Here is a 25,729-nt window from a genome sequence, read left to right on the forward strand (position 1 = left end):
CCCTGGCCCAGGGTGCGCCGTGTTCCGATGTGATCTCGGCCAGAGCCGGAGCCGGAGCCGGACCCGGGGGGCAGGGACGGGGGAGGGGGCAGCGCGGGCGGTCAGGTCAGGTTGCCCACCCAGCCGGAGCAGGTGCCCGCGGTGATCGGCTTGGTCGACCAGTGGCCCTTGCCGCCGCGGGTGCGGCAGGTGCTTCCGGCGGGCACCTCACAGGTGGGGCAGTCGAACTGTTCGACGACGGCGGCCGGTTCGGTGAGCTCTGGCAAGTCGCAGAACCTGTCGCGAGGGGCTTTGTGCGAAAGCTGTTCTGCGAGAGGTGAGGAGAACGGAGAGGGGTAAACCGGACACGGTCCGGCGGGAGTCCGTGATCTCTCAGGACTACTCATGTGTGAGAGCCGCGGACTACCGCCAACCCGCCGACCCGGGTCGTGATGCCCGCCGGCCCGCGTCGGGCCGAAGCGAGCACGCTGGCCGGTCGACCGAGGGTGTCGCCCTGCTCCACCTCGATCGCGATCGTCCGCGCCCCTGTCGTGTCGAGCAGGTGGGCGGCCAGGCAGCCGGTGCTGTTGGCGTTGGCGACGTCCTCGTCGACACCGATCGCCGGCGCGAACATCCGCGCCGCACCCGGCCGGTCGCCCACCGGCGGTACGTACACGAAACAGCCGAGGAGCCCGTACCGCTGGCACACCGCTGTCAGCCTGCCGAGGTGTGGGCGGACCCGCAGTAGCGCCGACCGGTCGCGGACCGGTACAAGCATGCGTGGTGTGCCGGGCGCGGCGATCCGTGGCGCGTCGGTCGGATGCGGATCGTCCGCGGTGAGCCCGAGCGCGGCGACGATCGCGGCGCGCTCGTCCGGTGCCGGGTGACGCAGCGCGACGAGGCCCTGGTCGAACCACACCTCGATGCCGGCGGGGCGGCGGATCGCGACGGTGTCGAAGGTGCGCCCGCCGGTGTGTTGGCGGTCGTTCAGCTCGCCCAGCGCGGTGCGGGTCAACCGGACGGCCTGCGCGGCAACGGTGCCGTGGCCGCAGCCGGACAGTTCGGCGGTGGCGGTGAAGAACCGGACAGGCCGGCCACCGTCCGTCGACCGCCCCGGGCCGAGGAACGCCGCGTGCGAGGTGCCGGCCGCAGCGGCGACCGCACGCCGGTCAGCGTCCGTCGCCGCCGGGTCGTCGTCGGTGACGGCCGTGGGGCTGCCGCCCCGGCCGTCGCGCCGCACGCACGCATCAACCACCGTCAGATCCGGCCAGGACATCGGCCCCCCTTTGATCCTCAACGCACCGGCAACCGCGAACGGCGTTGCGGAGATGGCCGGGACCCGGCCGCAACGGCACGCTCCGAACGCGTCCAGGAGCGTCCCGGCCTGCCTCAGCCGGTGCCGTCCTGCACCGGATAGTCGATGACGACCACACCGCCGGTGGCGTAGTTGGCGACATCGGCGGCCAGCCGTCGGCCTTGTGGCGACGACCGCGCCGCGGCCAGGGCGGCGGCGTCAGCGAAGTCGGCCTCGAAGACCGCGAAGTACGGCGCTTCTCCGCTGGTCGCCGCCACGTCGAAGCTGTAGCGCCACGCAAGCAGGCCGGGCCAGTCCATGACCAACGGAAGGTGGTTGTTCACGTAGTAGTCGCGGAAGTGGTCGGGGTCGGCGGGCTTGGGATAGAGGACCACCGTCTTATGCATGACGGCCTCCGTCCGGATCGGGGTCGGCGGGCTTGGAACACAGGACCAACCACTTAGGCATGACGACCTGTCGCGCCTCGGGGCGCTCCCGGGCAGTGCTCATCGGTTGGTCCCGGTCGTGAGGGGGAGGAAGTCGGCGAAGCGAGGTGCGCCGGGCTCGTGCGGCACGCGCGTGGCGCGCGCGGCGAAGCTGACGGCGTGGTACCAGCCGCACAGCAGAAGCAGATCGAGCAGCTGGAGCTCATCGAAGACCGACACCAGCCGTGTCCACAGCGCGTCATCGATGTCGGAACGCTCGTGCAGCGCATCGGCAGCGAGGATGAGCAGCCGTTCCCTCTCGGACGTCCAGCACTCGTCGGCGGGGGCGCCGTGCACCAGGGATGCCGCCTGCTCGCGGGTGAGTCCGACCCGCTCGGCGAACGTCATCATGTGCACGCCCCACTCGTACTCGCAGCCGCACAGCGCGCACGTCCGGTCGATGACGATCTCGCGTTCCCGCATGGTCAGGGTCAGCTGTCTGCCCAACTCGTAGCGGCCCCACCCGTGCATGGCGTCGGCCATGGGGATGTTTCTGGCGAACATCCGGAACAGCCCGATCGGCGGGGCGTCCCCGGGCATCATGCGCGCGAGCAGTGCACCGGCCTGGTCGGTGTACGGCGGGTCCAGCAGGGCTATCCGCGACATCGGCTCTCCCATCGAGTTCGTTTCGAAATCAGAAACGCCGAGTGGATGCTAGTGTTTCGAATAACGAAACGCAAGGACGAGGAGGGGCATGCCGACACCGCGCCCAGGAACACCGGTTCGTGGATCGACGACCGGCCGTCCCCTCATGGCCGCGATGGACCTGTTCGGCCGTCGGTGGGCGCTGCGCATCCTCTGGGAACTGCGTGCGGGCCCGCTCGGCGCCCGCGCGCTGCTGGCACGGTGCGAAGGGCTGTCGTCCAGCGTCCTCTACCAGCGGCTCCGTGAACTCGCGTCGAGCGGGATCGTCGCCCCCTCGGCCGATGGCTACGAGCTGACTCGGCTGGGGACAGCACTCCGTGATGCCCTCCGTCCGCTCGACGCATGGGCGATCACCTGGGCGCAGGAGCAAGAGCACAACGATCAGGAGCCCGACCAGGTGGAGCGGTGATCTGACGATGTGCACGTACTCGGTGGTCTTGACGCCTGGGAGATGTCCAGGCGGGCGTGCGCGTTGACCAGGTCGGCGATCGCCTCGTTCAGCAGCACGATCGAGAAGTGCCGGTTCGCCACGTACGCCAGTTCGTGGCCGGAGACGCCGGGGATGTGCCGGGCGGCCCGGTGCCGCATCGCGTGCGCGAGCGCGTCCCGTACCCGCCGGTCCTCGGACGTGGTTCGGCTCAGGCCCCCGCGAACCGGTCCAGCGCCGCCAGGATCGCGCGGCTCGTCGCCGCTCCGCCCAGATGGCCCGCGTCCTCGATCACCGTCAACTCGGCGTCCGGCCACGCCCCGGCCAGTTCCCAGGCGGTGGAGAGGGGGCCGCCCAGGTCGAGCCGGCCGTGGATCAGCACCCCCGGGATGCCCGCCAGCCGCCCGGCGTCCCGGATCAACTGCCCCTCCTCCAGCCAGGCACCGTGGGAGAAGTAGCGGGCGCAGATCCGGACGAGCGCGTGTTGCGCCGGGCCGGGCCGGCCGCTGTACGGCGGCGGGCCGCTGTGCGCCTCCATGGAGAGGACGGTGTCCTCCCAGGCGCACCAGTCGGCGGTGGCGCGGGCCCGTACCTCCGGATCGGGGCTCTCGGTGCGCGCGGCGTACGCGGCGAGCACGTCGGGGGTCGCCTCGCTCGCCGCTTCCGGGACCCCGGCCCGGAACCGGTCCAGGGCCTCCGGGAAGAAGCGCCCCGCGCCCCGGTACAGCCAGTCGATCTCGGAGCGCCGGGTCGTGGTGACGGCCGGGATCACGATCGCCTCGACCCGCTCCGGGTGGCGCTCGGCGTACGCGAGGATCAGCGTGGAGCCCCATGAACCCCCGTACAGCAGCCAGCGGTCCACGCCCAGGTGGGTGCGGAGCCGCTCCATGTCGGCGATCAGGTGGTCCGTGGTGTTGGCGCGCAGATCGGTGGCGGGGTCGCTCGCGTGCGGGGTGGAGCGGCCGCAGTTGCGCTGGTCGAAGAGGATCACGCGGTAGCGCGCGGGGTCGAAGAACCGGCGTGCGCCCGGAGTGCATCCGGAACCGGGGCCGCCGTGCACCACGAGGGCCGGCTTCCCCTCGGGGTTGCCGCAGACCTCCCAGTACACGAGGTTTCCGTCCCCGACGTCCAGCATCCCGTGGTCGTACGGCTCGATCGGCGGGTACCGGTCGTCGGGGATGCGCGGCGCGGAGGTCATCAGCGGAGGCTACAAGCGACCTCCGGGACGGTCCACCGGAATTCCCGGCGCGAGCACCCGCCCGGGGCCTCGCACGCGGGCGTAGCCTGGACGCCGTGAACGCCACTCCTGAGGTCCTGGCCGTACTCGGTGACCTGCTCTCCGCCGCTGATGCCGACGCCCGTGGAGCGCTCTGGCAACTGGACCGGCAGGGACGGGAGTTGGACGCCAACCTGGTACGGCTGCCGCCGGGCGGCGAGGTCGGTGAGCACCAGGAGAACGTGCTCGACGTGCTCCTCGTGGTCCTGGAGGGCGGCGGCCGGCTCACCCCCGGCGACGGCGGCGAGCCCCTCGCACTGGCTCCCGGCACGGTGACGTGGCTGCCGCGCACCTCGCGCCGTTCGCTCACCGCCGGACCCGGGGGCCTGGCCTATCTCACCGTGCACCGCCGCCGCCCCGGCCTCGCGATCACCCGCGCGCCCGCGCCCGTGGCGTACGAGGGGGGCGAGGCGCCGTGCGCGCTGGACCGGGTCTGCCCCGAGTGCGGCCGGATGGCGATGGAGTCGGCGCCGGTGTTCTGCAGCGCGTGCGGGGAGCGGTTTCCGGGGCGGTGACCCCGGGGTGGGTGACCCCGGGGCCGGTCGCTACGGGGCGGCTTCAGTGGCGCGGCCGACGGCGGCGTCCGGACAGGAAGACCCCGGCGGCGACGAGGAGCAGGGCCCCTGCGGCGGCGTACAGCGTCGTGGTCGTACCGGTGTCGGCGAGTCCGCCGCCAGGCGGGCGGTGGTGAGGGCCGCCGCCGTCCCCGCCCGGCGGCCGGTGGCCACCGCCGCCCCCGCCCGGCCACTGCGGGGACGAGTGCGACGGGAGCGCCGTGTGCGCGCTGGGGGTCGGCTCGGGCGCGCTCGCGGTCGGGGTGGGTTCGCCGGGTGACGGCGTCGGCGTCGGCTCGCTCGGTGACGGCGTCGGCAGCGCGGTGTGCGCGCTGGGGGTCGGCTCGGGCGCGCTCGCGGTCGGGGTGGGTTCGCTCGGTGACGGCGTCGGCGTCGGTGTCGGTTCGCTGGGTGACGGCGTCGGTTCGCTCGGACTGGGGCTCGGGTTCGGCTCGCCCGTCGAGGACGAGGGCGACGGCGACGGAGAGGGCGACGGGCCCTCACCGCAGGAGATGGCGGCCTCGAACGGGAACTCGTGGATCTCGCCCGCGTCCACGGCCGACGCACCCCCCTCGGTCAGCGGCCCCTCCGTCAACTGCCGTGCCACGACGGTGCCTTCGATGTTGGAGGCGTCGATGTCCGTGAGGTGCGCCCGGGGTGCGTAGAAGGTGCCTTCGAGGGAGTCGCCGGAGGCCATCGTGATGTCGGTGGCGTCGGAGAAGTTCCACAGCATGTACGGCGCCTGCTCGCCGGACGTGCCGGCGGTGTTCGGCACGTTCCACACGTACGTACCGCCGCTCCCGGTCGTGTCGACGTCGACGACGAAGGGGGCGGACTCCGACGGCGGGGTGTCGAAGACCAGCTCGGAGAGGTTGTCCAGCTGCTCGCCGGTCAGGTGCAGGACATTGGTCCGGCCCTCGGTGAGGGCGACGTGGGCGCTGGTGCCGGCCGGGAAGCCGGTCTGGTCGGGGAGCGGGTTGCCCTCGGCGTCGAGCAGGACGACATTGGTGCCGCAGGTGCCGATGGCGTCCGAACGGTCCCGGAACTGCGCGAACAGGGCGTCCAGGTCCGGAAGTCCGGTGGTGTCCGTGACCGAGGCGGCCGGCTGGCGGCCGGTCTCCTCCACGCGCGGGGTCGAGTTGTACGCCGCGTTCGCGGCGACGATCTGGGTGGCGACGGACGCCCCGTTGGCGTCGGTGTCCAGGACGGACGAGCCGGTCGGGTCACCCACCTTGACGTAGCCGTCGTTGAGGACCTTGAGCACACCCTGCGGCGAACTCCCCGCGTGATCGATCCTGCCGCCCACGAGCAGCGCGGTCGGACTGGCGTCGCCGGGGGCGGTGAAGCTGCCGGGGGTGTGCAGCGCGATGTTGTACCCGGGGCCGTACGTGAGGTTCCCGCCGACGGCGACCGAGCCCTCGGTCTCGGCGCTGCCCAGCGTGGCGTCGTCCTGGACGATGATGCCGAAGCCGTTGGAGCCGGCCAGCGGGTTCCCCGAGTAGTCGGCGGCCGAGGGGAGGGCGGAGGCCAGGCACAGGACACAGGCGGCCGCGGAGGCGGCGGCGGTGCAGACGAGACTGGTGTGCTTCATGCCCGGGAACGTAAATGTGATGGTCGGCCCGGCCGGTGCGGCGGCGCCGCAGCCTCACTCGCACGGCTCCCGTGCTCCATCCATTGGGCGCGCGGAGGGGGCCGGGCGGCGCAGGGGCGGGCGGAGCGGGACTGTGCGGGGTGCGGGTGGAGCGGGACTGTGCGGGGTGCGGGTGGAGCGGGACTGTGCGGGGTGCGGGTGGAGCGGGACCGTGCCGGGTGGGGCTGTGGGGGCCGGATTTATACGGTGATGCCCCGTCAAGCACGTGGCCGCCGGGTCAGACGCCGTCCGTCCACAGTTGCGATGTCGCCTGGGCGTCGCAGGCGGCGGCGGCCGGGGCGGCGGCGTAGCCGACCACGGAGAGGCAGGTGCCCGCGCCCGTGTTCACGAGGTTGTGGCCCCGGGACGTGGAGACGGTGATCTTCCACGACTGGCGGGCGGAGCCGTCGCAGGGGTTGAGGGCGTAGCCCATGTACGTCTGCGGTTCCAGGCATCTGCCGGTGCCGCCGTTGACGAGGGTGAAGGTGTTGCCGGGGCCGGCCTTGTAGGTCCAGGTGTAGTCCATGCGGTAGCCGTTGCGGGAACCGGCGCACTTCTCCGTGGTCGGCTGGGCCTTGCCCCCTCCGAAGGCGTTGACGGCCGAGGCGAGGCAGGTGTTCTTGGCGAGGTTCTTCACGGCGTGCGCGGCGGTGGGCGCGGGCAGGGCGGGGGCCTTGCCGACGCCCCCGCCGCCGGATCCGGAGTCGGTGGTCCCGGAGCCACCGGAGGAGCCGGAGCCACCGGAGGAGCCGGAGCCGCCGGACCCGGTGGAGGACCCGGTTCCGCCTCCGGTTGTTGCGGCGGACCCCCCGGAGCCGGTGGTGCCGCCCGTGCCGCCCGCGTCGCCCGCGGCGTCGCCCGTGTCGCCGTCGCGCGCGCTCGCGGACGCGTTCGGCGTCTTGCCGGAGGGCGAGACGGTGGGCGACGGCGTCCCGGAGGCCGTGGCGGAGGCTCCGCCCGAGGCCGGCGCGGTGGGGGCGCCGGGCGTGTGCGACCCGGAGGCGCCGGGCCGGGCCTCCGCGTCGGGAACCTCGAAGGGGGCGAGCTTGAGGGTCAGGGTGGTCCCGGCGACGATCACGACGGGCACGGCGACGAGAAGGACCCGCCGCCGCCGGGAGGGCCGGGCGGGCTCGGGTGCGGACGCGGGAGCCGGCGCGGACCCCCGTCCGGGACCGGCCCCGTCCCCCGGCTTCGCCCCGTCCTCGGGCTTCGCCGCGCCCTCCGGACCGGCCTTTCCGCCCTCCGAGGGACCGGCGGTGGGAGGCACCCGCTCCGCCCCTTCTCCTTCCCCTTCCGGTTCCGGTTCGGGCGGCGGGGTCCGGTTGGCGAAGGCTTCGCGGGCGGTGATGCGGTCGGTGATGACCGGGGGCCAGGGATTGGAGACCGCGTCCGGGACACGGGCGTCGGCGCGGGCGAAGAGGGTGTCGGTGCCGGGCCGTTCGGCCGGGTCCTTGGCCAGGCAGGCGCCGATCAGCTCGGCCAGCTCCGGATCGGTGCGGGGCAGCCGGCCGAGGTCCGGTTCCTCGTGGACGATGCGGTAGAGCAGGTCCAGGCCGGAGCCGTCCCCGAACGGCGGCCGCCCGTTGGCCGCGTACAGCACCAGACTGGCGAGCGCGAACACATCGGCGGCGGCCGACAGCTTCTGATTGGCGATCGCCTGCTCGGGGGCCATGTAGGCGGGCGTCCCGACGACCATGCCGGTCTTGGTGAGCCGGCTCTGGTCGGCGGCGCGGGCCACCCCGAAGTCGATCAGCGTGAGCCCGTCGAGCGTCAGCATCACATTGGACGGCTTGAGGTCGCGGTGCACGATCCCCGCCGCGTGCACCGTGCGCAGCCCGTCCGCCGCGTCGCGCAGCAGCCGCCACAGCGCGTCGGAGGGCAGCGGCCCGTCGTGCAGCCGCAGGGCCTCGCTCAGGGTGATCCCGGGGATGAAGTCGGTGGCGAACCACGGCGGTTGTGCCTCCCGGTCGCTCGCCAGCAGCCGCGCGTTCGTCCGCCCCGGCAGCCGCCCGAGGTTGTCCAGCTCGTGCCCGAAGTGCCCGAGGAACGCGGTGTCCTCCGCCAGCGCGGGCAGCACCTGCTTGACCGCCGCGTAGTGCCCGGCCGCCCGCCCGGCGCCGCCGGCACGGTCCGGCTCCGTCCCGTCGGGCGCCTCCGGTGGTACGACGCCGAGATAGACCCGCCCCATGCCTCCCGAGCCGAGGACGCCGAGCAGCCGGAACGGGCCGATGCGTCGTGGATCCCGCGACTCCAGGGGCCGGGCCCCGCTGCCGTCCAGATGTGCGTGGTCTTCAGGTCCCCCGAGCATGGGCGACAGGGTAGCCGAGGCGGGCCGTCCGCCGTGGGGGTCGGTTGCCCCAAAGTGTGCATGACGTACGGGTGTTGACGTGGACAGCGCCTGTGTACGAACCGCACTCGTACGTACCGCACCCGTACCGCACCCATAGTGCCCCCACCCACCGACACAGGCGCCCCCGGGAACTGCCCGCCGCGCCCGACCGTCCTGAAAGGCGAGGTCACAGGGGCGGAACGGCAAGGCGGGATCATGCGGGAGCGGACGGACGACGCGGCGGAAACGGACACAGACGCGGGAACGGACACAGACGCGGATACGGCTATGGCTGCGGATACGGCTGCGGCTACGGACAGGGCCTCCGGGTCGGAGGCCGGTGCGGACGTGCGGGACGACGAGGACGGGCAGGACGGCGGGGACGGGGGCGTCACCCGGCGGACCTGGGCGCGTCCCGGGCGGTGGCGGCGGGGAAGGGTTCTCGCCGGGCTGGCCGCTCTGACGGCGCTGCTGCTGGCGTTTCCCCGGGTACTGCCGAACACACCGGGCCGTCTGGGCAGTCTGCTGGAGGCGTTCCTGCCGTGGGTCGGTCTGGCCGTCGTTCCGCTGCTGGTCCTGGCGCTGTGGCGGCGTTCGGTGACCGCGCTGCTGGCCCTGCTGCTGCCGGTGGCGGCCTGGGCGTACGCGTTCGGCGGGCTGTTCCTGCCGGCGTCCGCGCCCAGTGACCGCGACCTCGTGGTGGTGCAGCACAATGTGAGCGATGTGAACGGCGACCCGGCGGGGACCGCCCGCGCGCTGGCGGCGGCCGGGCCCGACGTCATCGCCCTGGAGGAACTCGTTCCGGACGCGCTTCCCGCGTACGAGAAGGCGCTCGCACCGCAGTACCGGTTCCACGCGGTGCGCGGGACCGTGGGGATCTGGTCGAAGCTTCCGCTGTCGGGGACCCGTGCCGTCGACATCAAGCCCAAGGACATCGAAGAGGGCTGGAGCCGGGGCCTGCGCACGGTCGTCCACACCGCCCAGGGCGAGGTCGCGGCCTACGTGGCCCACCTGCCGTCCCTCCGCTTCGGCGTGGGCGGTCTCGGCTCGGCACGCCGGGACGAGAGCGCGCATCTGCTCGGGCGGGCGATAGCCGCCGAGACCGTCGCGAAGGTCGTCGTCCTCGGTGACCTCAACAGCACCGTGGACGACCGGGGCCTCTCCCCCCTCACCTCCCAGCTCCACACTCCGGAACGCGGCGTCGCCTTCAGCTTCCCGGCCTCCTTCCCGCTGGCCCGTATCGACCAGGTCCTCGCCCGTTCGGCGACGGTCGAGCGGATCCGGACGCTCCCGGCGACGGGCAGCGACCACCTGCCGGTGCTGGCGCGGGTGGCGCTGGGGTGAGGGCGGGTGCCACGGGGGTGCGGTGCGCCCCGCTCACAGCCGGCGGGCGTACTCCTGGCGGTCGGCGAAGTTCTCGTAGCCCGCACGCTCGAACGCCTTGACCATGGCGGTGTTGGCGGCGTCGCAGTCGCCCCGGATCTCCTCGGCGCCCGCTTCGACGAGCAGCCGCGTGCCACGGGCCACCACCGCCGTCGCATACCCGTTGCCCCGGCAGGCGGGCGCCACGGCCACGAGGCCGATCACCGCGCTCCCGGGGTTCCGGGCGGGGAGGCTGAGGGCGGCCGGTGTGCCGTCCGGGGCGTAGCCGACCTCCCACCAGTGCGGTTCGTATGCGAACCCCTCCATGTCCGCGAAGAGGCTCTCGGCCGCACTCCGGGCGCCCTGCCGGGCGACCAGGGCGGAGAGGTGGGCGTCGGCGCTGGTGGGCAGGGCCTCGGTGAGGAGGGCCAGGAAGGGTTCCCGGCCCACGTCGGGCAGGGACCGCCAGGTCAACCGCTCGTCGTGCGAGGCCAGTTCTCCCCCCGCCTCGCGGCGGAAGCGGCGCCCGTCACGGGCCAGGTCGAAGCCCGCCAGCCGCAGCAGCTCGGCGCGCCGTTCCGGGTCCGTCTGGAACTGCGGCGCCTGCGCGGGCGAGTCGATGACGTGCCCCAGCTCCGTGGCCCCCAGCGATCCGCCCAGCGCGACCGCCTCGGCCAGCAGCGCCCGGCCGGTGACCAGCCCTGGTTCGTCCCACGGCGCCTCCAGGAGCACCAGGGCCATCGGTACGTCGTTCCCCGGCATGGTCCACAGCGCGGTGGCCGCGGTGAGCCGGCCGCCCTCGTCCTCCGCGACCAGGCACCACTCCGGCCGCGTGCACTTCTTCTCCAGGAGATCGGCGAGGTAGGCGGCCGTTCCGGCGTTGCGCTCGGTCCGGCCCAGGGGTGCGACGAGCGCGGGCAGTTCGTCGGGGCGTGCGATACGTATCGGCATGTACGCGGGTCAACCTGTCTGTCGGTGAGGGCCCGGTGCCGGGCATTCGGTACCGGGTCTGCGCGCCATCGTTCCGCAAACAGAACGTTCTGTAAACAGAACAGCGGGACGAGTCCGTGTGATCCAATGACCGCAGCCCCGGGACCTCGTGAAGGGACACGCGAAACCATGCCGACGGTCATACCCGTGCCGGACGACTGGCAGCAGCTCACCGCCGATTGGGATGAGATCCGGAACGGCTACTACGCCGGGGACAAGGACGAGGCCGTACGCGACTGCGCCCGCCGGCTGGAGGCGACGGCCCCGGCAACGGCGGAACCGGCAAGGACAGCGGGACGGGCGGGGACAGCGGAATCGACCAGAACAACGGGACCGACAGGGGCGGCGGAACCGGCTGGCGATTCCGCGCTGTTCTGGACGCTGGGTCTCCTGATGCTCGCCCCCTACGTCGCCTTCGGCGACCCCGCCCCCGAGGCCGAGGACGCGGCCGTCACCGCACTGAGCAGGGTCGCACGCAAGGGCGACGACCCGCCGTGCGCCCATGCCTGGCATCCGTACGAGGCCGACGTGGACGACGTGCTGGAGCACCTGCCCACCTGCCTGGAGGCCCTCGGCTCCCCTCTCGGGCGGGCCCTCGACGACCTGGTCCCCGAAGACCTGCTCCCCGGACTCCCCCTCGGCGAACCCGGCGAGCAGCCCGAACCCGCCCATCTCACCACCCCCGACCTCCTCGCCCGCTGGCAGTGCCCGCACACCACGGCGGGATTCGCCCGTGCCGCCCTCGACTACCTGGGCGCGAGCGTGGGCTGAGGGCGGCGGTGTCCGTGCGAGGAGACGAACGCGGAGGCGGCGTACGGGACGAGCGCACGCGAATCGGCTGGTATGACTGGGTGCATGCAGGAAGAGACGGCACGCTCCGCGATCGACACCTTCATCTCCGCGTTCAACGCCTCCGACGACACCTATGTGACAGCCCTGCTCTCCCAGGCCCTGACCTCGGACGTGGTCTTCTGGGGGCCGTTGGGGCGCAGCGAGGGAATCGCTGCGGTCGAGCAGTTCGTACGGGACATCCGGAGCCACCCGGCGGGCACCGGCACGATGGTGCGCTGCTCGGCGGTGGACATGCCGGGCGAGTGGGCCCGGTACCAATGGGTCTTCACCACACCCGACGGAGGCCCCCGCCTGGCGGGAACGGACGTCGTCCATCTGCGACGGAGCCTCATCGACCAGGTCATCGTCTTCGCGGGGGAGATCGAGCCCTCGGCCGCCTGAGCCGCCGACGGGCCGCAGGGACCCTCGACCGGATCGGCCGCCACGGCGGATCACGAGCACGCCGCTTCCCTCCACGTCGATCTCGATGAAGCCTCGCGTCCTGCTGCCGCCCACCAGCGTGCCTGTCAGGCGCGCGTCCTCGTCATCCACTTGGGCGGCCCCGTAGCGCACGGCTGCGCCCCAGGGACTGTGCGGCGTCAAGGGCGGCGTCCTCCGCCCCGGCGGCGGAACTCGCGCGGCCGGCCGTGTCACGCGTGCGACTATCGCCCTTCTCTGGCGGACGGCACGGTCGGCGCCGCACTCGATGTGGTGAACCAGGCGCGGATCCGATGATCCTCAGTCACTCTCCGCTTACAGTGATTACGCATAGTCATGATCCCCGTAAGTGCAAGAAAGTGAGGCCCCCCGTGTCCCTTCGCTCCCTCGCCACCACCCTCGGTGCCGCCTGTGGCGCCTTCGCCCTGCTGCTGGCTGTGCCTGGTTCGGCCTCGGCGGCCACCGGACAGTTCCGGTACAGCTACGCCACTGCCGAGGGGTACGAGGCGGTCGGCTTCCTGAACAACCCTCCCAGCGGCGTGTGCCTCAGCCTTGAGGGCCCCGCGTCCGAGCAGGGGTCGTTCAGTTGGGCGCCGAGGAACTTGACCAGGTCGACGGCCACCGTTTTCCGTGACGCGGACTGCGCCGGAGACGACTACGTCTCCCTGCCTCCGGGCGCGGGCGGCGGCGACGAGCTCCTTGTGCGGTCCGTGGTCTTCTCCTGAGCCGAGCCGAGCCGAGCCGAGACGGGGCTAAGCCCAGGCCGGGCCGGGCCGAGTCCGGGGCAGCCGCCGGGGCTATCCTCCGCGCATGGATGGACAGTTCGGCGGCTGGCCGGAGCAGGCCATGGACGTGTTGGCGCAGCTTCAGGGGGAGCCGTCCCGGGAGACCAGGGAGCGGTGCCGGGGGGATCGTGAGCGGCTGGTGCGGCGGCCGATGATCGATCTGCTCAATGACGTCGCGGACGCCGATGCCCGGTACGAGGACTTCTCCGTCTGGCACTACCGGACCGACTCCTGGTGGTGGCAGAACCAGGGGGCGGTGATCCGGATCGGCCGGAAGGTGGAGATCGGGCTCCGGTTCTCGTTGGAGGGTCTGCGGGTTCAGGGGGCGTGGTGGTATCCCGACCCGGGCCAGGTGGAGGCGTACCGCAGGGCCGTCGCCGCCGAGGGCAGCGGGCGGGAGCTGGCCGCCCTGGTCGTGGCCGTGCGGGACAAGGGGTACGACGTCTCGGGCGACCTGATGCAACGGCCGCCGCGCGGCTGTCCGGCGGATCACGCCCGCGCGGAGCTGCTGCGTCACCGGTCGCTGATCGCGGCCCGGCTCCTCGGGGACGGGGAGTGGCTGTACACCCCGGAAGCGGTGGACCGGGTGCTGTCGGCCGCCGCCGATCTGGACCCCCTGCTCACGTGGCTCGCCCACCACGTCACGCGCACGGCATGACGCGCACCCTCCCGTGGACGTACACCCTCCCGTGGACGCGGCCGCGCCTCCTGCGGACGTGGTCGCGGACACGGACGCGGACGTTGGCGGGGCGGCGTCACTCCGCCCCGTAGCTCTCCACGATCCCCCGCGCGTACGCGTTGTCCGGGGCGATGTCCCGGACCGTCCGGTGGGCTTCCGGGACGCGGTCCGTCTCGCACAGCAGCCGGAGGAAGACGTACAGGGCGTCGGGGTCGCCCTGCTCCGCGCGCCCGCGGAGCGCAGGCTCCAACCGCCGGTCGCGTAGGCCCCTGTTGAGCCGCCGGCGGGCATGGGCATCGGTGAGGGCCAGCTCCGCGAGTTCCTGGAAGCGGCCTGCGGCGACGAGGAGGTCCATGTGCCAGAGGTGGTTGCCGTGCAGGGAGTGATCGTCGGAGAAGCACTCGGCGCGGGCACTGACCAGCGTGAGGGCCGTGTCCCAATCCCGTAGCCGCTCGGCCTCCTCGGCCTGTTCGAACCACTGCACAGGAGGAGTATGGCGCGAAGCCCGCGCCGGGGTGGGTCCCGTGCGTGAAGCCCGCTGTCCTGCGGGGGCTTCTGGACGGCGTCGCCCCTCGGGATACTCGGCTCCCGGGCGTCGTTCCACCGGAGGAGTGCCGGGGTGTCGTGGGGACTGATAGAGGTCGGGGTCGTGGGCCTCGCCGTGCTGCTGCGGCTGACGGCCTTCGGCTGGCTCGCCCTCATCGCGATCGCGGTGAGCGCGCTGTCGCTCGGCCTCCTCCCGGCGATCCTGTTCGGGCCGCTCCTCTACGCCGGCTTCGCCGGGCCCCCGGAGGCGTGGCCCCTGCTCGCCGTGGCCGACCGCAGTCCCTGCGGGCCCGCCGCGCCGGCACTCAGCCCCCCCCCACCGGCCCGCGTCGGCCCCCATCGCTCTCCATCGACCGCCGCACCCGAACCGGAAGCCGCACACGACACCTTCACGTCCGCGCGTCCCCGCCCCGGTGCCCGAATCGGATGTTCCCGGATCAACCGGGCCCGAAGTCGGTTGACGCGCCTCCTTGACTCGTACATGATCGCGGCCTGAGTTGGGTGAGAACACTGTCAACAACGGGGAGTTGTCCATGAATTTCCGCAGGTCAGCCATAGTTTCCACGGCTTGCGTCGCGGCGCTCGCAACGGGCGCCGGCGTGGCGATGGCCGGTCAGGACGCCGGTTTCGTCGTGGCGACGTCGTCGGATTGCCACACCGCGGACCACACGGCGGCCGAGGGCCGCTTCTGGAACGAGGGCGACACGTTCACCATCGAGGACATCTGCTCGGACGGCCATCGCGCCGTGCTCCAGGTGGACGCCGGGGCGGCGCAGCCCGGCGAGGGCTACGACTGGAAGATGGAAGCCGCAGGCGGCTGGGGCGACAAGACGACCGTCGTCCACAACTACGCGGAGGGCACGTTCATTCAGATCCGCGCGTGCGTGTACGAAGGCTCGACGAAGCTGTCGTGCAGCCGGTGGGACCAGGGCGAGGCGTAACGCTTCGGCCGTCGGCCGAGCCGTCGCCCGTCCGAGTACCGCCGTTTCGCCGTGACCGCCACGCGGAGAGCGGAACACTGAACCGGTGACCCGGCAGACAACCACGCGCACCCGGTCCTCCCTGACCGGGTGCGCGGTCCTCGCCCTCATCGCCGCCGCCCTCGCCGCCTTCCTCGACAGGCCGGACATCCCTCCCGAAGAGCGGCTTGCCAAAAGGTCGGCCTCACGGAGTGCAGACTCCGCAACGCCGTACGGGACGGCACCCTCACCCACTCCGAGATCGCTGACGCGGCCGGCGGGCACTGGAGCGTCGAGCGCGCGCCCTCCGCCATCCGTATCGCCGTCCGCTACAGCCCGGAGGACGCGTGCTACGTGTACGAGGTGACCGGGGCCCTGAACGACACAACGGCGATACTAAAGCGGCGATTTGACTCGTGCCCGGCCCACGGCTCCGAGGGCAGCGGGGATCGCTGAGCGATAGCGCTGGGGCACTCGCCGCGCAGCACGCAGGGCACCGATCAGCTCCCGCAGATGGCCGACATCGTCCGTACCGACCGCGACCGCCTCGACCTCGGGATTCGACTCCTGGCAGTAGGGAGCGATCCGGACACGGGTACGCGAACGGGTAGGCACCCGGTTCGCTGGCGTTGCCGGGCGGGTGGCGCCTCAGGCCGCCGTGTGCCGGATGAACGCGGACCAGGCGGTGGGGGAGAGGGTCAGGGCGGGGACGGTGAGGTCCTTGGAGTCGCGGACGTGGATGGTGTGGGGGCAGGTGGCGACCTCGACGCAGTTGCCGCCGTCCGGCCCGCTGTAGCTGGACTTGGACCAGGAGAGGGCGACCTCGACGCAGTCGCCGCCGTTCTGGCCGCTGTAGCTGCTCTTGATCCACTTGACGTCAGTGCTCATAGTCCTTCTGCCATCTTCTCGACCAGTTCGCGCGACTCTTCTACGCCAAGAGCCTGAGTCCGCAGCATCCCATAGGTGGCGAACAAGTCTCCCAGGTGCGGCTGTTCGCCCACAAGGAAGTTCCGGCTCTGGACCTCCAGATACGCCAGGCGACGCCGGTCGTCGGTTTCCAGCAGGACGAAGGATCCACTCAGGCCGGAGTGCGTCTCTCTCCGAGGTGACATGACCTGAATGTGGACGTGCCGCAAGTGGCTGGCCTCAAGGATGTGCCGGAGCTGCGCTCGGTGTACGTTCCGTCCGCCGATGGGGCGGGTGAGCGCGCTGGCTTCGAGGATGAAGCTGATGTCTGGCAGCGGCTTGCGGGTGAGCAGATCTTGCCGCGCCATGCGGCCAGCGACCAGTCTCTCGATCTCGTCGTCGTCGAGGGGAGGGCAGGCTTGGCTGAACACTGCGCGCGCGTGGGCCTCGGTCTGTAGCAGGCCGGGTACGACGTGGCTTTCGTACTCGTACCGGGCTACGGCCTTGGCTTCCTCGTCGGCGAATGGTTCGAACCATGACGCCACGCGGCTGAAGCTGAACTTTGTTGCCGCTGCGATCAGCGCACCGCCAGCGCCCACCACCGCATCCGCCTTCGGTACGAACTTCCCCTTCGGTGGGCGTTGCCCCCGCTCCACCATCGCCACCTGCGACTTGGAGAAGCCGATCCTCGCTCCTAAGCCCTCCTGCGAGAGCCCTGCCATCTCGCGGTAGTGGCGGAGCAGCGCTCCGAACATCTCCGCGTTCCCGCTCCCGGTACTACTGGAGTGCACAGCCCCACCTCCACGTACACAACAGTGCACAGATGCCTTGTGTCCCTGGTCACAGTAGGTGTGCGTGCCGACGCTTAGCGCATGGAACAGAAAAATTCACCGGACCTGGTGCCTTCCTGGATTCCCGCGAGCGGGCATGCCCTGCGGCACGCGGGGATTCACTTCGACGCCGTGCGGATCAGCGGGTTGCTGGGGGAGCAAGTGGCGTACGAGATCATGCAGTTCACGGACTTCCAGGCGGGGCCGATCGTGCGGTCGCGGATCGGGATGCGGAGCATGTACTTCCTGGTGCCGCCGGGGACGGCGGGGGCGCATCGGTGGCCGGCGGGGGCGGATGCGCTGACGCGGAAGGGGGCGGAGTTCGTGGGGGTGCCCGCGTTGAACGGGCTGACGTATCCGTTGGACTGGCGGTCGGTGCCGACGGCCGAGGATCCGTTCGTGGATACGGAACTGCTGTTCGAGCTGCTGATGAAGGTGGTTGCGGACGAGATTCCTGCTGTACGGTGATCACGTCGTTACGCTCCGTGCGCTCCGCGCACGGGGCGGCCCTCGGTGGTGCGGGAACACCGGTCCGAGGGCCTTCACCCCACGATGGATTCTGGAGTCCACCGGGATGCTTTGGCATGCTATCTCGCCGTCCTACGGCTATGTGAAGGCCGCGCACGACATCGTGCGCCATCCGCGCCTCTCCAGTGACGCGAAGATCTTGATCACCTACGTGCAGGGGCTGCCCGAGCGGCGTACGGGCAAGGCTCTGAGCGATCACGCGAAGTCCCTCGGCATCACCGGGCGGGCGTACCAGAAGGCCAAGTCGCAGTTGAAGGCCAACGGCTTCGTCCACGAGTGGCGGCGGCAGGGCGACGGCGGGCTGTGGGTCACCGACCAGCTGTTCTCCAACGTTCCGCTGACCGACTTCGAGGCGCGGCGGGTCCGGGACGCGGAGGTGCCGGTCCGACCGGGTGCGCGGCATCCGGCGGTCGGTGAGCCGGGGGCTCGGGCGGCCGGTGGCTCTCCACCGGAGGATGAAGAACGTGAGGAGAACTGTCCCCACCCACCCTCCGAAGCTCCTGCGGAAGCACCTGCCGGAGCATCTGCGGAAGCGCCCGTGGCAGCCCGTGCCGAAGCTCCTGCTGAAGCCGCTGGGATCGCGGCCGAGCCCGGTACGCGGAACGGCGACCCGCAAGTCGCGCAAGCCGAGCGCGTGTTGCTCTCCCTGCGCCATGCCAGTCCCCAACTCCACCTCGGCGTCCGCGAGGCGTGCGGGCTGGCCGAGACGGCGGCCGACTGGCTCCGGCGCGGGGTGAAGGCCGCGGATTTGCGGGTCGCGCTGGTGAGTGCGCTGCCGGAGGGCGGCGTACGGTCGGCCGTGGGCTTCGTACGCCACCGGCTCGTCCAGAAGATGCCCGAGCCGCCCGCACCCGTCTTCCCGGCCTTCGTGCCGGTGCCCCCGCCGAGGCCGCCCGTGCAGTGCGAGGGGGACGGACCCGTGCACGTCTTCCGGCCCCGGGGCGACGAGACCGTATGCCGCCCCTGCGCGCAGCAGGCGGCCCTGGAGGCGCACTCGGTCAAGTGGCCGTGGCTGGGCCCCGAGGACGGCTACGAGGAGCCGGAGCCGGTGCCCTGGCGGGAGCGGTTCGCGGCGATCCAGGAGCGGGACGCCGCCGAGCGGCAGTGACCGTGACGCGGTGGCGGGTGTTGGCCCGGTGGCGGCGACCGCAGGAAGGGTGTCAATGTTGCCGAAATGCTGTGCAACATAAGGCCGTTCGAATGCTGCGGAGCGCTTCTCTTGGCGGTCTTGCGGTTGCTGCCGATGTGGTGGGTGAGCGCGGCGCCCGCACCGTATCGGTCCAGTTCGGGCAGGCGCGGGGAGATCCATTCGCTGATCGTCCGGGCGGTCCTGTCCGGCGTGCCGGGTGAGTAAATGCCGTACAGGTCAAGGGGGTTGGTTCGCGCCATCGCAACATTGCCCCCTTCCCCGTCTTTGGGAGGGCGCGCAAGAATCCCCGGACCAGGTGGGAATGCGGCGTGGGCGGGTGTCGCTCCGGGTGAGTGGGCCGCGTATGCGCCGCACCGCGAAAGACGATCTCTAGGAGTAGTCTGTGGCCTCTCGTCCTGACTTCCCGGTAATCGACGCCGACAGCCACATCGTCCTTCCCGATTCCGATCAGTGGTGGCGCGGGAGAATTCCCGAGGAATATGCCGCGTGGATGCCCCGGTACCAGGACGACCAACTGATCGCGGAAGGCCGCGTCATCGAGGGGCCGTCGGCGACGTTCCACGGAAAGCCCACCCAGGCGGCCTGGTTCGGGAGCACGCAGGGGGCGACGTACACGCCGGGCAGCTGGCTGTTCGACGACCCGGCGACCGTGGAGGTGCTGGGGGCGCTGCGGCGCGGCGGGCTGGACCCGCAGGACCGGCTGTCCGCGATGGACCGGGAGGGGATCGCGCAGGCGTATATCTTCCCGTCGAAGGTCCTGGGGCTGCTGCCCGCGCTGCGCAGCTCGTCGTTCGCGCACGCGGTGACCAGGGCGTACAACGACTGGGCGTTCGAGTACTGCTCGGCGGAGACCAGCCGTCTCCTGCCCGTGGCCGCCCTGCCGCAGCACGACATCGTGCTCGCCCTCGAAGAGGCCCGGCGGGCGCTCGACAAGGGGGTCCGCACGGTCATCCTGCGGCCGAACACCGTCGCCGGGACCAATGTGGACGACCCGGTGTACGAGGCGCTCTGGGAGTTCTGCGAGAGCAATCGGATCGCGGTCTGCTTCCACGAGGGATTCGGGGTCGCCCGCATTCCGCGCATCGGGACGGAACGCACGCACGACACCATGCAGGGGCATCTGGTCAGTCACACCTTCGAGCACATGACGGCCATCATGCTGCTCATCACCGGGGGTGTGATGGAACGCTATCCCGCGCTGAATTTCGCTTTCATGGAGACCGGTGCGGGCTGGGCGCCGTTCTGGCTGAACCGCATGGACGATCACGTCGAGCAGTTCGCGAAGGACCGCGAGCCGCTGCCGGAGAAGCCGAGCACCTATTTCAAGCGGCAGTGTTATCTCGGGGTGGAACCCGAGGACGCGCTGCTGCCGATGCTCGTGGAGCAGGGGCTTGAGGACAATCTGCTGTTCGCGAGCGACTTCCCGCATTTCGACGCGAAATTCCCGGGGGCGGTGACGGCGCTGACCGACCGGGGTGATATCGGCGAGACGGTCAAGCGGAAACTCCTCTGCGACAACGCCCGACGATTCTTCGGAATCGGCTGATGCGGCCGGTCATGCCCGCCCTCGACCCGCGGATCGCTTCCGTGCTGGCGGGTCTGGAGGCCCGTTCGCTGCGGGAGCAGCGGGAGCTGGAGGAACTGCGGGCGGCGGGCGGCACGGCCCTTCGCGAGCGGGCGGGCTCCTTCATGCTGGACGTGGGGCCCGAGGTGGGGCTGTTCCTGAACACCCTGGTCCGGCTGGCCGGCGCCCGGACCGTGGTGGAGGTCGGCGGCTCCGTGGGCTACTCGACTGTGTGGCTGGCGGAGGCCGTACGGGCCACAGGGGGGCGGCTGTACTCGATCGAGGTCGACAAGGACAAGCAGGACGAGCAGCGCGCGAACCTGGCGGAGGCCGGACTCGACGGCCACGTGGAACTGACCACCAGCGAGGCAGGGGATCTGGTGGCCACGCTGCCGGAGCCGATCGACCTGGTGCTGCTCGACCACTGGAAGGAGTTGTACGTCCGCGATTTCGACGCCTGCTGGCCGGCCCTGCGGCCCGGGGGCGTGATTGTCGCGGACAATGTGGTGGTTCCGCAGAAGAATGCCGAAGTGATCGGACGTTACCGCCGTCATATCAACGGAATCTCCGATGCGCAGAGCCAAGTGCTCTCCTTGGGGGACGGGCTGGAAGTCACCACGAAGCGTGCGTTGTCCCCAGGGAATGCGTCCCTGTGACATAACCTCTCCTCCGGAAGACGACGGCACCGAAACTAAGGCTTGTGGATGAAAATCGGCATTGAATCGGAACTGCCCACGGTGGACGCCCGCGGAATGGCGGCCGAGGAGCATTCCGTACAAGCCCTGTTCGGGAGACTCGCCGGCCGGGAGGGCTTCTCCGCCTACACCGACGCCACCAGCGGGACCGTGGTGGGCGTCAAGTCCCGTCGGAGCTCCGGAACGCTGGACGTGGGCAACGACTACGGGTTCTGCACGGTGGAGATGGCCCTCCCGCCCGAGGAGGGCTTCGCCGACGCCAAGGCGGCCTGGCACGATACGCTCGACACCCTGCTGCTGCCCGCGATGGAGGCGGAGGGCCTGTCCGTGCTGGCCCACGGCTGCCAGCCGCGTACGGAGACGCTGGGGCGGCCGTATCTGGCCGACAAGGGGCACTACCAGTTCTGGCTGGCCCAGGCGGAGCGCGTTCCCGGGCTCTACGCGGCCGACGCCTGGCCCGGGTTCGCCGCCGTGCAGTTCAACATCGACGTGCCCCTGCCCGACGTGATCCCGTTCTGCAACACCCTGATCACCATGACGCCCCTCCTGTGCGCCTGGGGGGCGAACTCCGCGGTCTTCGCCGAACGGGTCCAGCCCTGGCAGTCGCTGCGGCTGCGCGGCTACATGGAGCTGTCCGAGGCGAATCCGTTCTTCACCGACCGGCTGCTCTTCCCGAGGCGGACCTACTCCGGGCTGGCGCAGTACATGCGGGACGCCTGGGCGACGCCGATCTTCGAGGTGTCCCGGTCGGGGGTGATCTACCGGCCCCTGGTCCCCACGCTGACCACGACGGAGTTCGCCCGCGCGGGTGAGGCGGAGTTCGTGGACTTCCACGGGGCGAAGCGCACCCTGTCGTGCACGGTCGACGACCTCGCCATGGGGCTCGTCTTCTACTGGCCCGCCGTGCGCATCAGGATGCGGCTGGACGACACGTGCAGCGTCGCGGAGGTGCTGGCCGCGGTGGCGGCGGACCGGCCCGAGTCGGTGCTGTGCAACGGCGGGCGCGACACGTTCGTCGAGGTGCGGCACCTGCCCACGATGAGCCGGCAGGAGACCTTCTCGTGGCTGGCCATGGTCCTGGGCTGGATGGCGAACGTCCAGCAGTGCGAGAAGCTCTTCGTCCCCTGGAGCCTGGACCGGTCGCGTGCGGCCATGCCCGGGGTGCAGACGGACGGCTGGGGGGCCGAGGTGGCGGGCGCCCCGCTCGACCACTGGGGGCGCCAGGCCCTCGTCCTCGCGGAGGAGGGGCTGCGGCGCGGGCAGGCCGCACCGGTCGAGGAGCTGGAACCGCTGGCCCGGCGCCTGCGGGACCGGACGAACCCGGCGTCGGACGCGGTCGCGTGCCTGCGTGCCGACGGAATCGAGGCACTGGTCGAGAAGCTGAGGATGTGACGCCGTGAGCGAGCCCTCCCCGATACCCGTCCCCGCGCCCCGGCACACGTACAACTTCTGTGCCGGGCCCGCGACACTGCCCCGGCCGGTGGCCGAGCGCGTCCGCGAGGAGTTCGGCGCGCACGCGGACGACGGGGCCTCGGTCGTGGAGATCAGCCACAAGGGCCCGCGCTTCACCGCCGTCATGGAGACCGTCGACACCCTGTTCCGGGATCTGTGCGCCCTTCCCGCGAACCACCAGCTGTTCCTCATGCACGGCGGTGCGCGCATGCAGTGCTCCGCCGTGCCCCTCAACCTGATCGCCCGCTCCGCGAGCCGCACCGCGGGCTACGTCGAAACGGGGCTGTTCGCCCAGCAGGCGGCCCGCGAGGGGGCGCGCTACGGCACGGTGAAGACCGTGGCCAGCAGCGTCGCCACCGCCTTCGACCGCATCCCGGCCGTCCGTCCGGAGGACTGCCCGCAGGACGCCGCGTTCGTTCATCTGACCAGTAACAACACGGTGTACGGGACGCGGTGGAACGCCTTCCCGCAGGGGCTCCCGGCGCCTCTTGTAGCGGACGCCACCAGTGACATCCTGTCTCGCAGGATCGACCACACCCGGTTCGGCGTCGTGTACGCGGGGTTCCAGAAGAACCTGGGCCCGTCCGCCATGGCCCTGGTCACCGTCCGGGACGACCTGATCGGGCAGGCCCTGCCCGTGACCCCGAGGCTCCTCGACTACGCCGTCCAGGCCGAGACGCGGTCGCTCGACAACACCCCGAACACCTTCGCCGTCTTCGTCCTGTCCCTGGTCCTGGAGTGGATCCGCGACCAGGGCGGTCTGGACGCGGTCGAACGCACCAACGAGGCCAAGGCGGCCGTCCTCTACCGGGAGCTGGACCGGACCGCCTTCTACCGGCCCACGGCCCACCCGGACCACCGTTCGCTCACCAACATCGTGTTCCGCCTGGCCGACGAGTCGCTCACCGGCGCGTTCCTGGCAGGGGCGGTGTCCGAGGGCCTGCTCGGCCTGCCCGGCCACCGAACGGTCGGCGGGGTGCGCGCCTCCGTCTACAACGGCATGCCCATGGACGGGGTCCTGGCCCTGGCCGGCTACCTCCGCGAGTTCGAGCGCGTGCACGGCTGAGGCGGGGGGACGGGGGCGGCCCGGCAAAGCATGCGAGCCGTACGGGGCCGGGGGCGGAGGGCTGCCCGGCGAGGCACGCGAGCGGTACGCGCGGTGGTGGCCGGTCGGACGGGACCGGCCACCACCTCCCCTCAGGGCGCCGGGGGCTTGCGGAGCGTGAAGGCGTACCGGCTCAGGCTGAAGAAGTACTCGCCGCGCGCGGCCAGCTCGCGCAGCTCGTCGCTCCAGGCCCGGGTCCGATCGGCACGGGCCCGGGGGTGACCGGCGAGGAACGCCTCGATGAACCCGATCTGCCAGTAGCTGTACCGGCTCGGGTCCAGCTCCCGGTCCACGAACATCAGCGTGGTCAGGGGCTCCTCCCGGAAACCGGCGCGGCGCGCCAGGGGGCCCAGGTGCTGCGGCAGACGCGGATGGGCGACGTGGTCCTCCCACAGCTCCAGCACGTCCCGCATTCGCTCGCGGTCGGCGGAGCGCCACGCCAGCGAATCCCAGTCGGTGTCCAGGACCACCGCACGGCCGCCGGGGCGCAGGACGCGGAACAGCTCGGCCAGCGCCCGCTCGATGTCCTCGACGTACTCGTAGACCTGCACCGACAGGGCCGCGTCGAACGTGTCGTCCGGGAAGGGCAGCCGCTCCGCCCGCCCGGTGCGCAGCTCGACCGTGCCGGGCGCGGAGCCGGGCCCGCACCGGGCACGGGCCAGCTCCAGCATGGAGGCGCTGATGTCGATGCCGCAGAGCCGCCCCGCGGGGCCGGCGTCGGCGCGCAGCTCGGAGAGCAGATAGCCCGGCCCGCATCCGACGTCCAGGACGCGGTGCCCCGGCCGCACCGCGAGCTGCCGCCGCACGTGCCGGCGCTGGGCCACCATGTCGGGGGCGTGGGCCTCCGTGTCGGCCTCGGTGGCCCGGTCCCCGTCGAAGCGCAGCAGCCCCGTCATGAGCGGGCCTCCTGCGGCAGGGCGGCGCCGGGTGCATGGGCGCTTGACGCGGGGGCGGACCGTGCGGGGGAGCCAGGTGCTGCGGGGCCCGGTGCGGGGGTGGACGGCGGGCGGGTGGTGGCCAGCCAGGCACGGGCCCGGTCGAGCGCGAGGCCGGTCAGCTCCCGTGCCTCGCCCAGATAGCAGGAGGGGTCCAGCAGCGTGTCCACCTCGGCGGCGGACAGCCGGGCGGTGACCACCGGATCGGTGAGGAGGCAGTCGCGCAGCCGGGTGCCCTCGCTCTGGGCGCGCTGGCTCAGCTCGTACACGAGGACATGGGCGCTCTGCCGGCCGAGCGAGGGCGTCAGGGCCAGCATCACCGCCTCGGTGCACAGGGATTCGGCCTCCGCCCACGCGTTGGCCGCCATCCGCTCGCTGTCGACCTGGAGGCCGGAGAGCACCTCGTTCAGGATGTCGAGCGCGGCGAGCGTGTAGTGCGAGACGTCGGCCACCGCGACCCACTCCATGCGCAGACCGCGCGAGTCCCGCTCGTGCTCCTGCACCATGGCCTCGATCCCGAGGGAGGCGTGCGCGCGCACGAGACGGGCCAGCAGCACCACCTGGGCCGACCGTTCCGGATTGCGCTTGTGCGGCATCGTGCTGCTGCCGACCCGGCCGTACTGCCACCCCTCGGCGACCTCACCGATCTCGGCCCTGGACAGCACGCGTATCTCGTCGGCGATCCGGGCCAGCGTGCCCGTCAGCATGGCCAGCGCCGCCCCGAACTCCGCGACCCGGTCGCGGGCGGCGTGCCAGCCGACCGCCGGCACGCCCAGGTCCAGATCGTGGGCGAACAGGGCCAGCAGCTCGCGCCCCCGCCCGCCGAACCCGGCCATGGTGCCGACCCCGCCGGCCAGTTGCGCCGTCAGGACGCGTGGACGCAACTGCGCCAACCGCTCGGCGTGCCGCAGCAGTTCGTCCAGCCAGCCGGCGACCTTGAGGCCGAAAGTGGTCGGCAGGGCCGGCTGGCCGTGGGTGCGCCCCGGCATCAGGCTCTCCGCGTGCGCCTCCGCGAGACCGGTCAGGGTCTCCACCATGGCGCGCACGGCGGCGTCCACGCCCGTCAGCACCTCGCGCATCTCCATGGACTGCGCGGTGTCCTGGATGTCCTGCGTGGTCGCGCCGAGATGGGCCATCTCGCCCGACGCGTCGTCGCAGGCCGTCCGCAGGCCGCGCAGCAGCGGCACCAGGGAGTGCCCGGTCCGGCGGAACTCGGGGGCCAGGGCGTCCAGATCGATGCGGCCCGGCTCGGACGCGTACGAGATCCGGGCGGCGGTGCCGGGGGCGACCATTCCCAGACGCTCCTGGCACGAGGCCAGCGCCACTTCCACGCGGAGCCAGCGTCGCAGCCGGCA

At 71.8% G+C, this 25,729-nt stretch carries 29 protein-coding genes; 15 read left to right on the forward strand and 14 right to left on the reverse strand.

Annotation, left to right across the window (positions count from 1 at the left end; genetic code table 11):
• Positions 1-101 precede the first annotated feature (101 nt).
• The 4 genes from ACWCXC_RS00435 to ACWCXC_RS00450 all read right to left on the reverse strand — a co-directional run bounded on the left by ACWCXC_RS00435 (position 102) and on the right by ACWCXC_RS00450 (position 2,364).
• Positions 102-266, reverse strand: coding sequence for a zinc finger domain-containing protein (locus ACWCXC_RS00435; RefSeq protein WP_450680814.1), 165 nt, complete (start codon positions 264-266; stop codon positions 102-104).
• Positions 267-382: 116 nt separating this feature from the next.
• Positions 383-1,255: a PhzF family phenazine biosynthesis protein gene (locus ACWCXC_RS00440; protein ID WP_450885678.1), complete on the reverse strand. Its 873-nt coding sequence runs from the start codon at positions 1,253-1,255 to the stop codon at positions 383-385.
• Between the two features lie 113 nt (positions 1,256-1,368).
• Complete coding sequence (locus ACWCXC_RS00445) at positions 1,369-1,680, reverse strand: EthD family reductase (RefSeq protein WP_450680816.1); 312 nt, start codon at positions 1,678-1,680, stop codon at positions 1,369-1,371.
• A 99-nt stretch (positions 1,681-1,779) separates the two neighbouring features.
• Complete coding sequence (locus tag ACWCXC_RS00450; protein WP_450885680.1) at positions 1,780-2,364, reverse strand: carboxymuconolactone decarboxylase family protein; 585 nt, start codon at positions 2,362-2,364, stop codon at positions 1,780-1,782.
• A gap of 145 nt (positions 2,365-2,509) precedes the next feature.
• Here ACWCXC_RS00450 and ACWCXC_RS00455 point away from each other — a divergent pair, with 145 nt between their 5' ends.
• Positions 2,510-2,812 carry a winged helix-turn-helix transcriptional regulator gene (locus ACWCXC_RS00455; protein ID WP_450680818.1) on the forward strand — a complete coding sequence of 101 codons (303 nt, stop codon included), beginning with the start codon at positions 2,510-2,512 and terminating at the stop codon, positions 2,810-2,812.
• Here the strand turns inward: ACWCXC_RS00455 and ACWCXC_RS00460 are convergent.
• Together ACWCXC_RS00460 and pip are read right to left on the reverse strand one after the other, a co-directional pair.
• Complete coding sequence (locus tag ACWCXC_RS00460) at positions 2,785-2,991, reverse strand: Tn3 family transposase (protein WP_450680819.1); 207 nt, start codon at positions 2,989-2,991, stop codon at positions 2,785-2,787. The genes ACWCXC_RS00455 and ACWCXC_RS00460 overlap by 28 nt on opposite strands.
• 50 nt (positions 2,992-3,041) lie before the next feature.
• The gene (gene pip / locus ACWCXC_RS00465; RefSeq protein WP_450680820.1) at positions 3,042-4,028 is read right to left on the reverse strand and encodes a prolyl aminopeptidase; all 987 of its coding nucleotides are present in this window, start codon (positions 4,026-4,028) and stop codon (positions 3,042-3,044) included.
• Between the two features lie 95 nt (positions 4,029-4,123).
• Between pip and ACWCXC_RS00470 the strand changes: the two genes are divergently transcribed.
• Positions 4,124-4,621, forward strand: a complete 498-nt coding sequence (locus ACWCXC_RS00470; protein ID WP_450680821.1) for a hypothetical protein — start codon at positions 4,124-4,126, stop codon at positions 4,619-4,621.
• 43 nt (positions 4,622-4,664) lie between these two features.
• On the opposite strand, the gene ACWCXC_RS00475 is transcribed toward ACWCXC_RS00470, so the two are convergent.
• A complete protein-coding gene (locus tag ACWCXC_RS00475; protein WP_450885684.1) occupies positions 4,665-6,251 on the reverse strand; it encodes a collagen-binding domain-containing protein in 1,587 nt (528 codons plus the stop codon).
• Between the two features lie 277 nt (positions 6,252-6,528).
• Complete coding sequence (locus ACWCXC_RS00480) at positions 6,529-8,598, reverse strand: protein kinase domain-containing protein (protein ID WP_450885686.1); 2,070 nt, start codon at positions 8,596-8,598, stop codon at positions 6,529-6,531.
• 369 nt (positions 8,599-8,967) lie between these two features.
• On the opposite strand from ACWCXC_RS00480, the gene ACWCXC_RS00485 reads away from it, so the two are divergent.
• Positions 8,968-9,963 carry an endonuclease/exonuclease/phosphatase family protein gene (locus ACWCXC_RS00485; RefSeq protein ID WP_450680824.1) on the forward strand — a complete coding sequence of 332 codons (996 nt, stop codon included), beginning with the start codon at positions 8,968-8,970 and terminating at the stop codon, positions 9,961-9,963.
• A gap of 33 nt (positions 9,964-9,996) precedes the next feature.
• Here the strand turns inward: ACWCXC_RS00485 and ACWCXC_RS00490 are convergent, their stop codons facing one another.
• Positions 9,997-10,932, reverse strand: a complete 936-nt coding sequence (locus ACWCXC_RS00490; protein ID WP_450885688.1) for a GNAT family N-acetyltransferase — start codon at positions 10,930-10,932, stop codon at positions 9,997-9,999.
• Between the two features lie 168 nt (positions 10,933-11,100).
• Here ACWCXC_RS00490 and ACWCXC_RS00495 point away from each other — a divergent pair, with 168 nt between their 5' ends.
• The 4 genes from ACWCXC_RS00495 (at position 11,101) to ACWCXC_RS00510 (ending at position 13,683) form a co-directional block, all read left to right on the forward strand.
• Positions 11,101-11,742, forward strand: a complete 642-nt coding sequence (locus ACWCXC_RS00495; RefSeq protein WP_450885690.1) for a hypothetical protein — start codon at positions 11,101-11,103, stop codon at positions 11,740-11,742.
• An 84-nt stretch (positions 11,743-11,826) separates the two neighbouring features.
• Positions 11,827-12,204 (forward strand): nuclear transport factor 2 family protein, encoded by a 378-nt coding sequence (locus ACWCXC_RS00500; protein ID WP_450680827.1) that lies wholly within the window; start codon positions 11,827-11,829, stop codon positions 12,202-12,204.
• 407 nt (positions 12,205-12,611) lie between these two features.
• Positions 12,612-12,965 (forward strand): hypothetical protein, encoded by a 354-nt coding sequence (locus ACWCXC_RS00505; protein ID WP_450885692.1) that lies wholly within the window; start codon positions 12,612-12,614, stop codon positions 12,963-12,965.
• An 85-nt stretch (positions 12,966-13,050) separates the two neighbouring features.
• The gene (locus ACWCXC_RS00510) at positions 13,051-13,683 is read left to right on the forward strand and encodes a DUF2461 family protein (RefSeq protein WP_450885694.1); all 633 of its coding nucleotides are present in this window, start codon (positions 13,051-13,053) and stop codon (positions 13,681-13,683) included.
• A 97-nt stretch (positions 13,684-13,780) separates the two neighbouring features.
• Here ACWCXC_RS00510 and ACWCXC_RS00515 read toward each other — a convergent pair whose 3' ends face one another.
• A complete protein-coding gene (locus ACWCXC_RS00515; protein WP_450885696.1) occupies positions 13,781-14,188 on the reverse strand; it encodes a hypothetical protein in 408 nt (135 codons plus the stop codon).
• A 135-nt stretch (positions 14,189-14,323) separates the two neighbouring features.
• Here ACWCXC_RS00515 and ACWCXC_RS00520 point away from each other — a divergent pair, with 135 nt between their 5' ends.
• Positions 14,324-14,746, forward strand: a complete 423-nt coding sequence (locus tag ACWCXC_RS00520) for a hypothetical protein (protein WP_450885698.1) — start codon at positions 14,324-14,326, stop codon at positions 14,744-14,746.
• Between the two features lie 37 nt (positions 14,747-14,783).
• Positions 14,784-15,191, forward strand: coding sequence for a hypothetical protein (locus tag ACWCXC_RS00525; protein ID WP_450885700.1), 408 nt, complete (start codon positions 14,784-14,786; stop codon positions 15,189-15,191).
• A gap of 666 nt (positions 15,192-15,857) precedes the next feature.
• Here the strand turns inward: ACWCXC_RS00525 and ACWCXC_RS00530 are convergent.
• Positions 15,858-16,097: a DUF397 domain-containing protein gene (locus ACWCXC_RS00530; RefSeq protein ID WP_450885702.1), complete on the reverse strand. Its 240-nt coding sequence runs from the start codon at positions 16,095-16,097 to the stop codon at positions 15,858-15,860.
• A complete protein-coding gene (locus ACWCXC_RS00535; RefSeq protein WP_450885704.1) occupies positions 16,094-16,870 on the reverse strand; it encodes a helix-turn-helix domain-containing protein in 777 nt (258 codons plus the stop codon). The genes ACWCXC_RS00530 and ACWCXC_RS00535 overlap by 4 nt, the downstream gene beginning before the upstream one ends.
• A 144-nt stretch (positions 16,871-17,014) precedes the next feature.
• Between ACWCXC_RS00535 and ACWCXC_RS00540 the strand changes: the two genes are divergently transcribed.
• The 6 genes from ACWCXC_RS00540 to serC all read left to right on the forward strand — a co-directional run bounded on the left by ACWCXC_RS00540 (position 17,015) and on the right by serC (position 23,400).
• Entirely contained in the window at positions 17,015-17,413 is a 399-nt protein-coding gene (locus ACWCXC_RS00540) for a hypothetical protein (protein WP_450886373.1), read from the forward strand.
• Positions 17,414-17,519: 106 nt separating this feature from the next.
• A complete protein-coding gene (locus ACWCXC_RS00545; RefSeq protein WP_450885706.1) occupies positions 17,520-18,581 on the forward strand; it encodes a hypothetical protein in 1,062 nt (353 codons plus the stop codon).
• A gap of 424 nt (positions 18,582-19,005) precedes the next feature.
• Positions 19,006-20,169 carry an amidohydrolase family protein gene (locus ACWCXC_RS00550; RefSeq protein WP_450885708.1) on the forward strand — a complete coding sequence of 388 codons (1,164 nt, stop codon included), beginning with the start codon at positions 19,006-19,008 and terminating at the stop codon, positions 20,167-20,169.
• 11 nt (positions 20,170-20,180) lie between these two features.
• Positions 20,181-20,843 (forward strand): O-methyltransferase, encoded by a 663-nt coding sequence (locus ACWCXC_RS00555; protein ID WP_450680839.1) that lies wholly within the window; start codon positions 20,181-20,183, stop codon positions 20,841-20,843.
• 48 nt (positions 20,844-20,891) lie between these two features.
• Positions 20,892-22,274, forward strand: a complete 1,383-nt coding sequence (locus tag ACWCXC_RS00560) for a glutamate-cysteine ligase family protein (RefSeq protein WP_450885710.1) — start codon at positions 20,892-20,894, stop codon at positions 22,272-22,274.
• A 4-nt stretch (positions 22,275-22,278) separates the two neighbouring features.
• On the forward strand, positions 22,279-23,400 hold the full coding sequence (gene serC / locus ACWCXC_RS00565) for a 3-phosphoserine/phosphohydroxythreonine transaminase (protein ID WP_450885712.1): 1,122 nt from the start codon (positions 22,279-22,281) through the stop codon (positions 23,398-23,400).
• A gap of 131 nt (positions 23,401-23,531) precedes the next feature.
• On the opposite strand, the gene ACWCXC_RS00570 is transcribed toward serC, so the two are convergent.
• Together ACWCXC_RS00570 and ACWCXC_RS00575 are read right to left on the reverse strand one after the other, a co-directional pair.
• A complete protein-coding gene (locus ACWCXC_RS00570; RefSeq protein ID WP_450680842.1) occupies positions 23,532-24,335 on the reverse strand; it encodes a methyltransferase domain-containing protein in 804 nt (267 codons plus the stop codon).
• Positions 24,332-25,705 carry a class-II fumarase/aspartase family protein gene (locus ACWCXC_RS00575; protein ID WP_450885715.1) on the reverse strand — a complete coding sequence of 458 codons (1,374 nt, stop codon included), beginning with the start codon at positions 25,703-25,705 and terminating at the stop codon, positions 24,332-24,334. The genes ACWCXC_RS00570 and ACWCXC_RS00575 overlap by 4 nt, the downstream gene beginning before the upstream one ends.
• Between the last annotated feature and the right edge of the window lie 24 nt (positions 25,706-25,729).

This window comes from Streptomyces sp. NPDC001515, assembly GCF_053597115.1.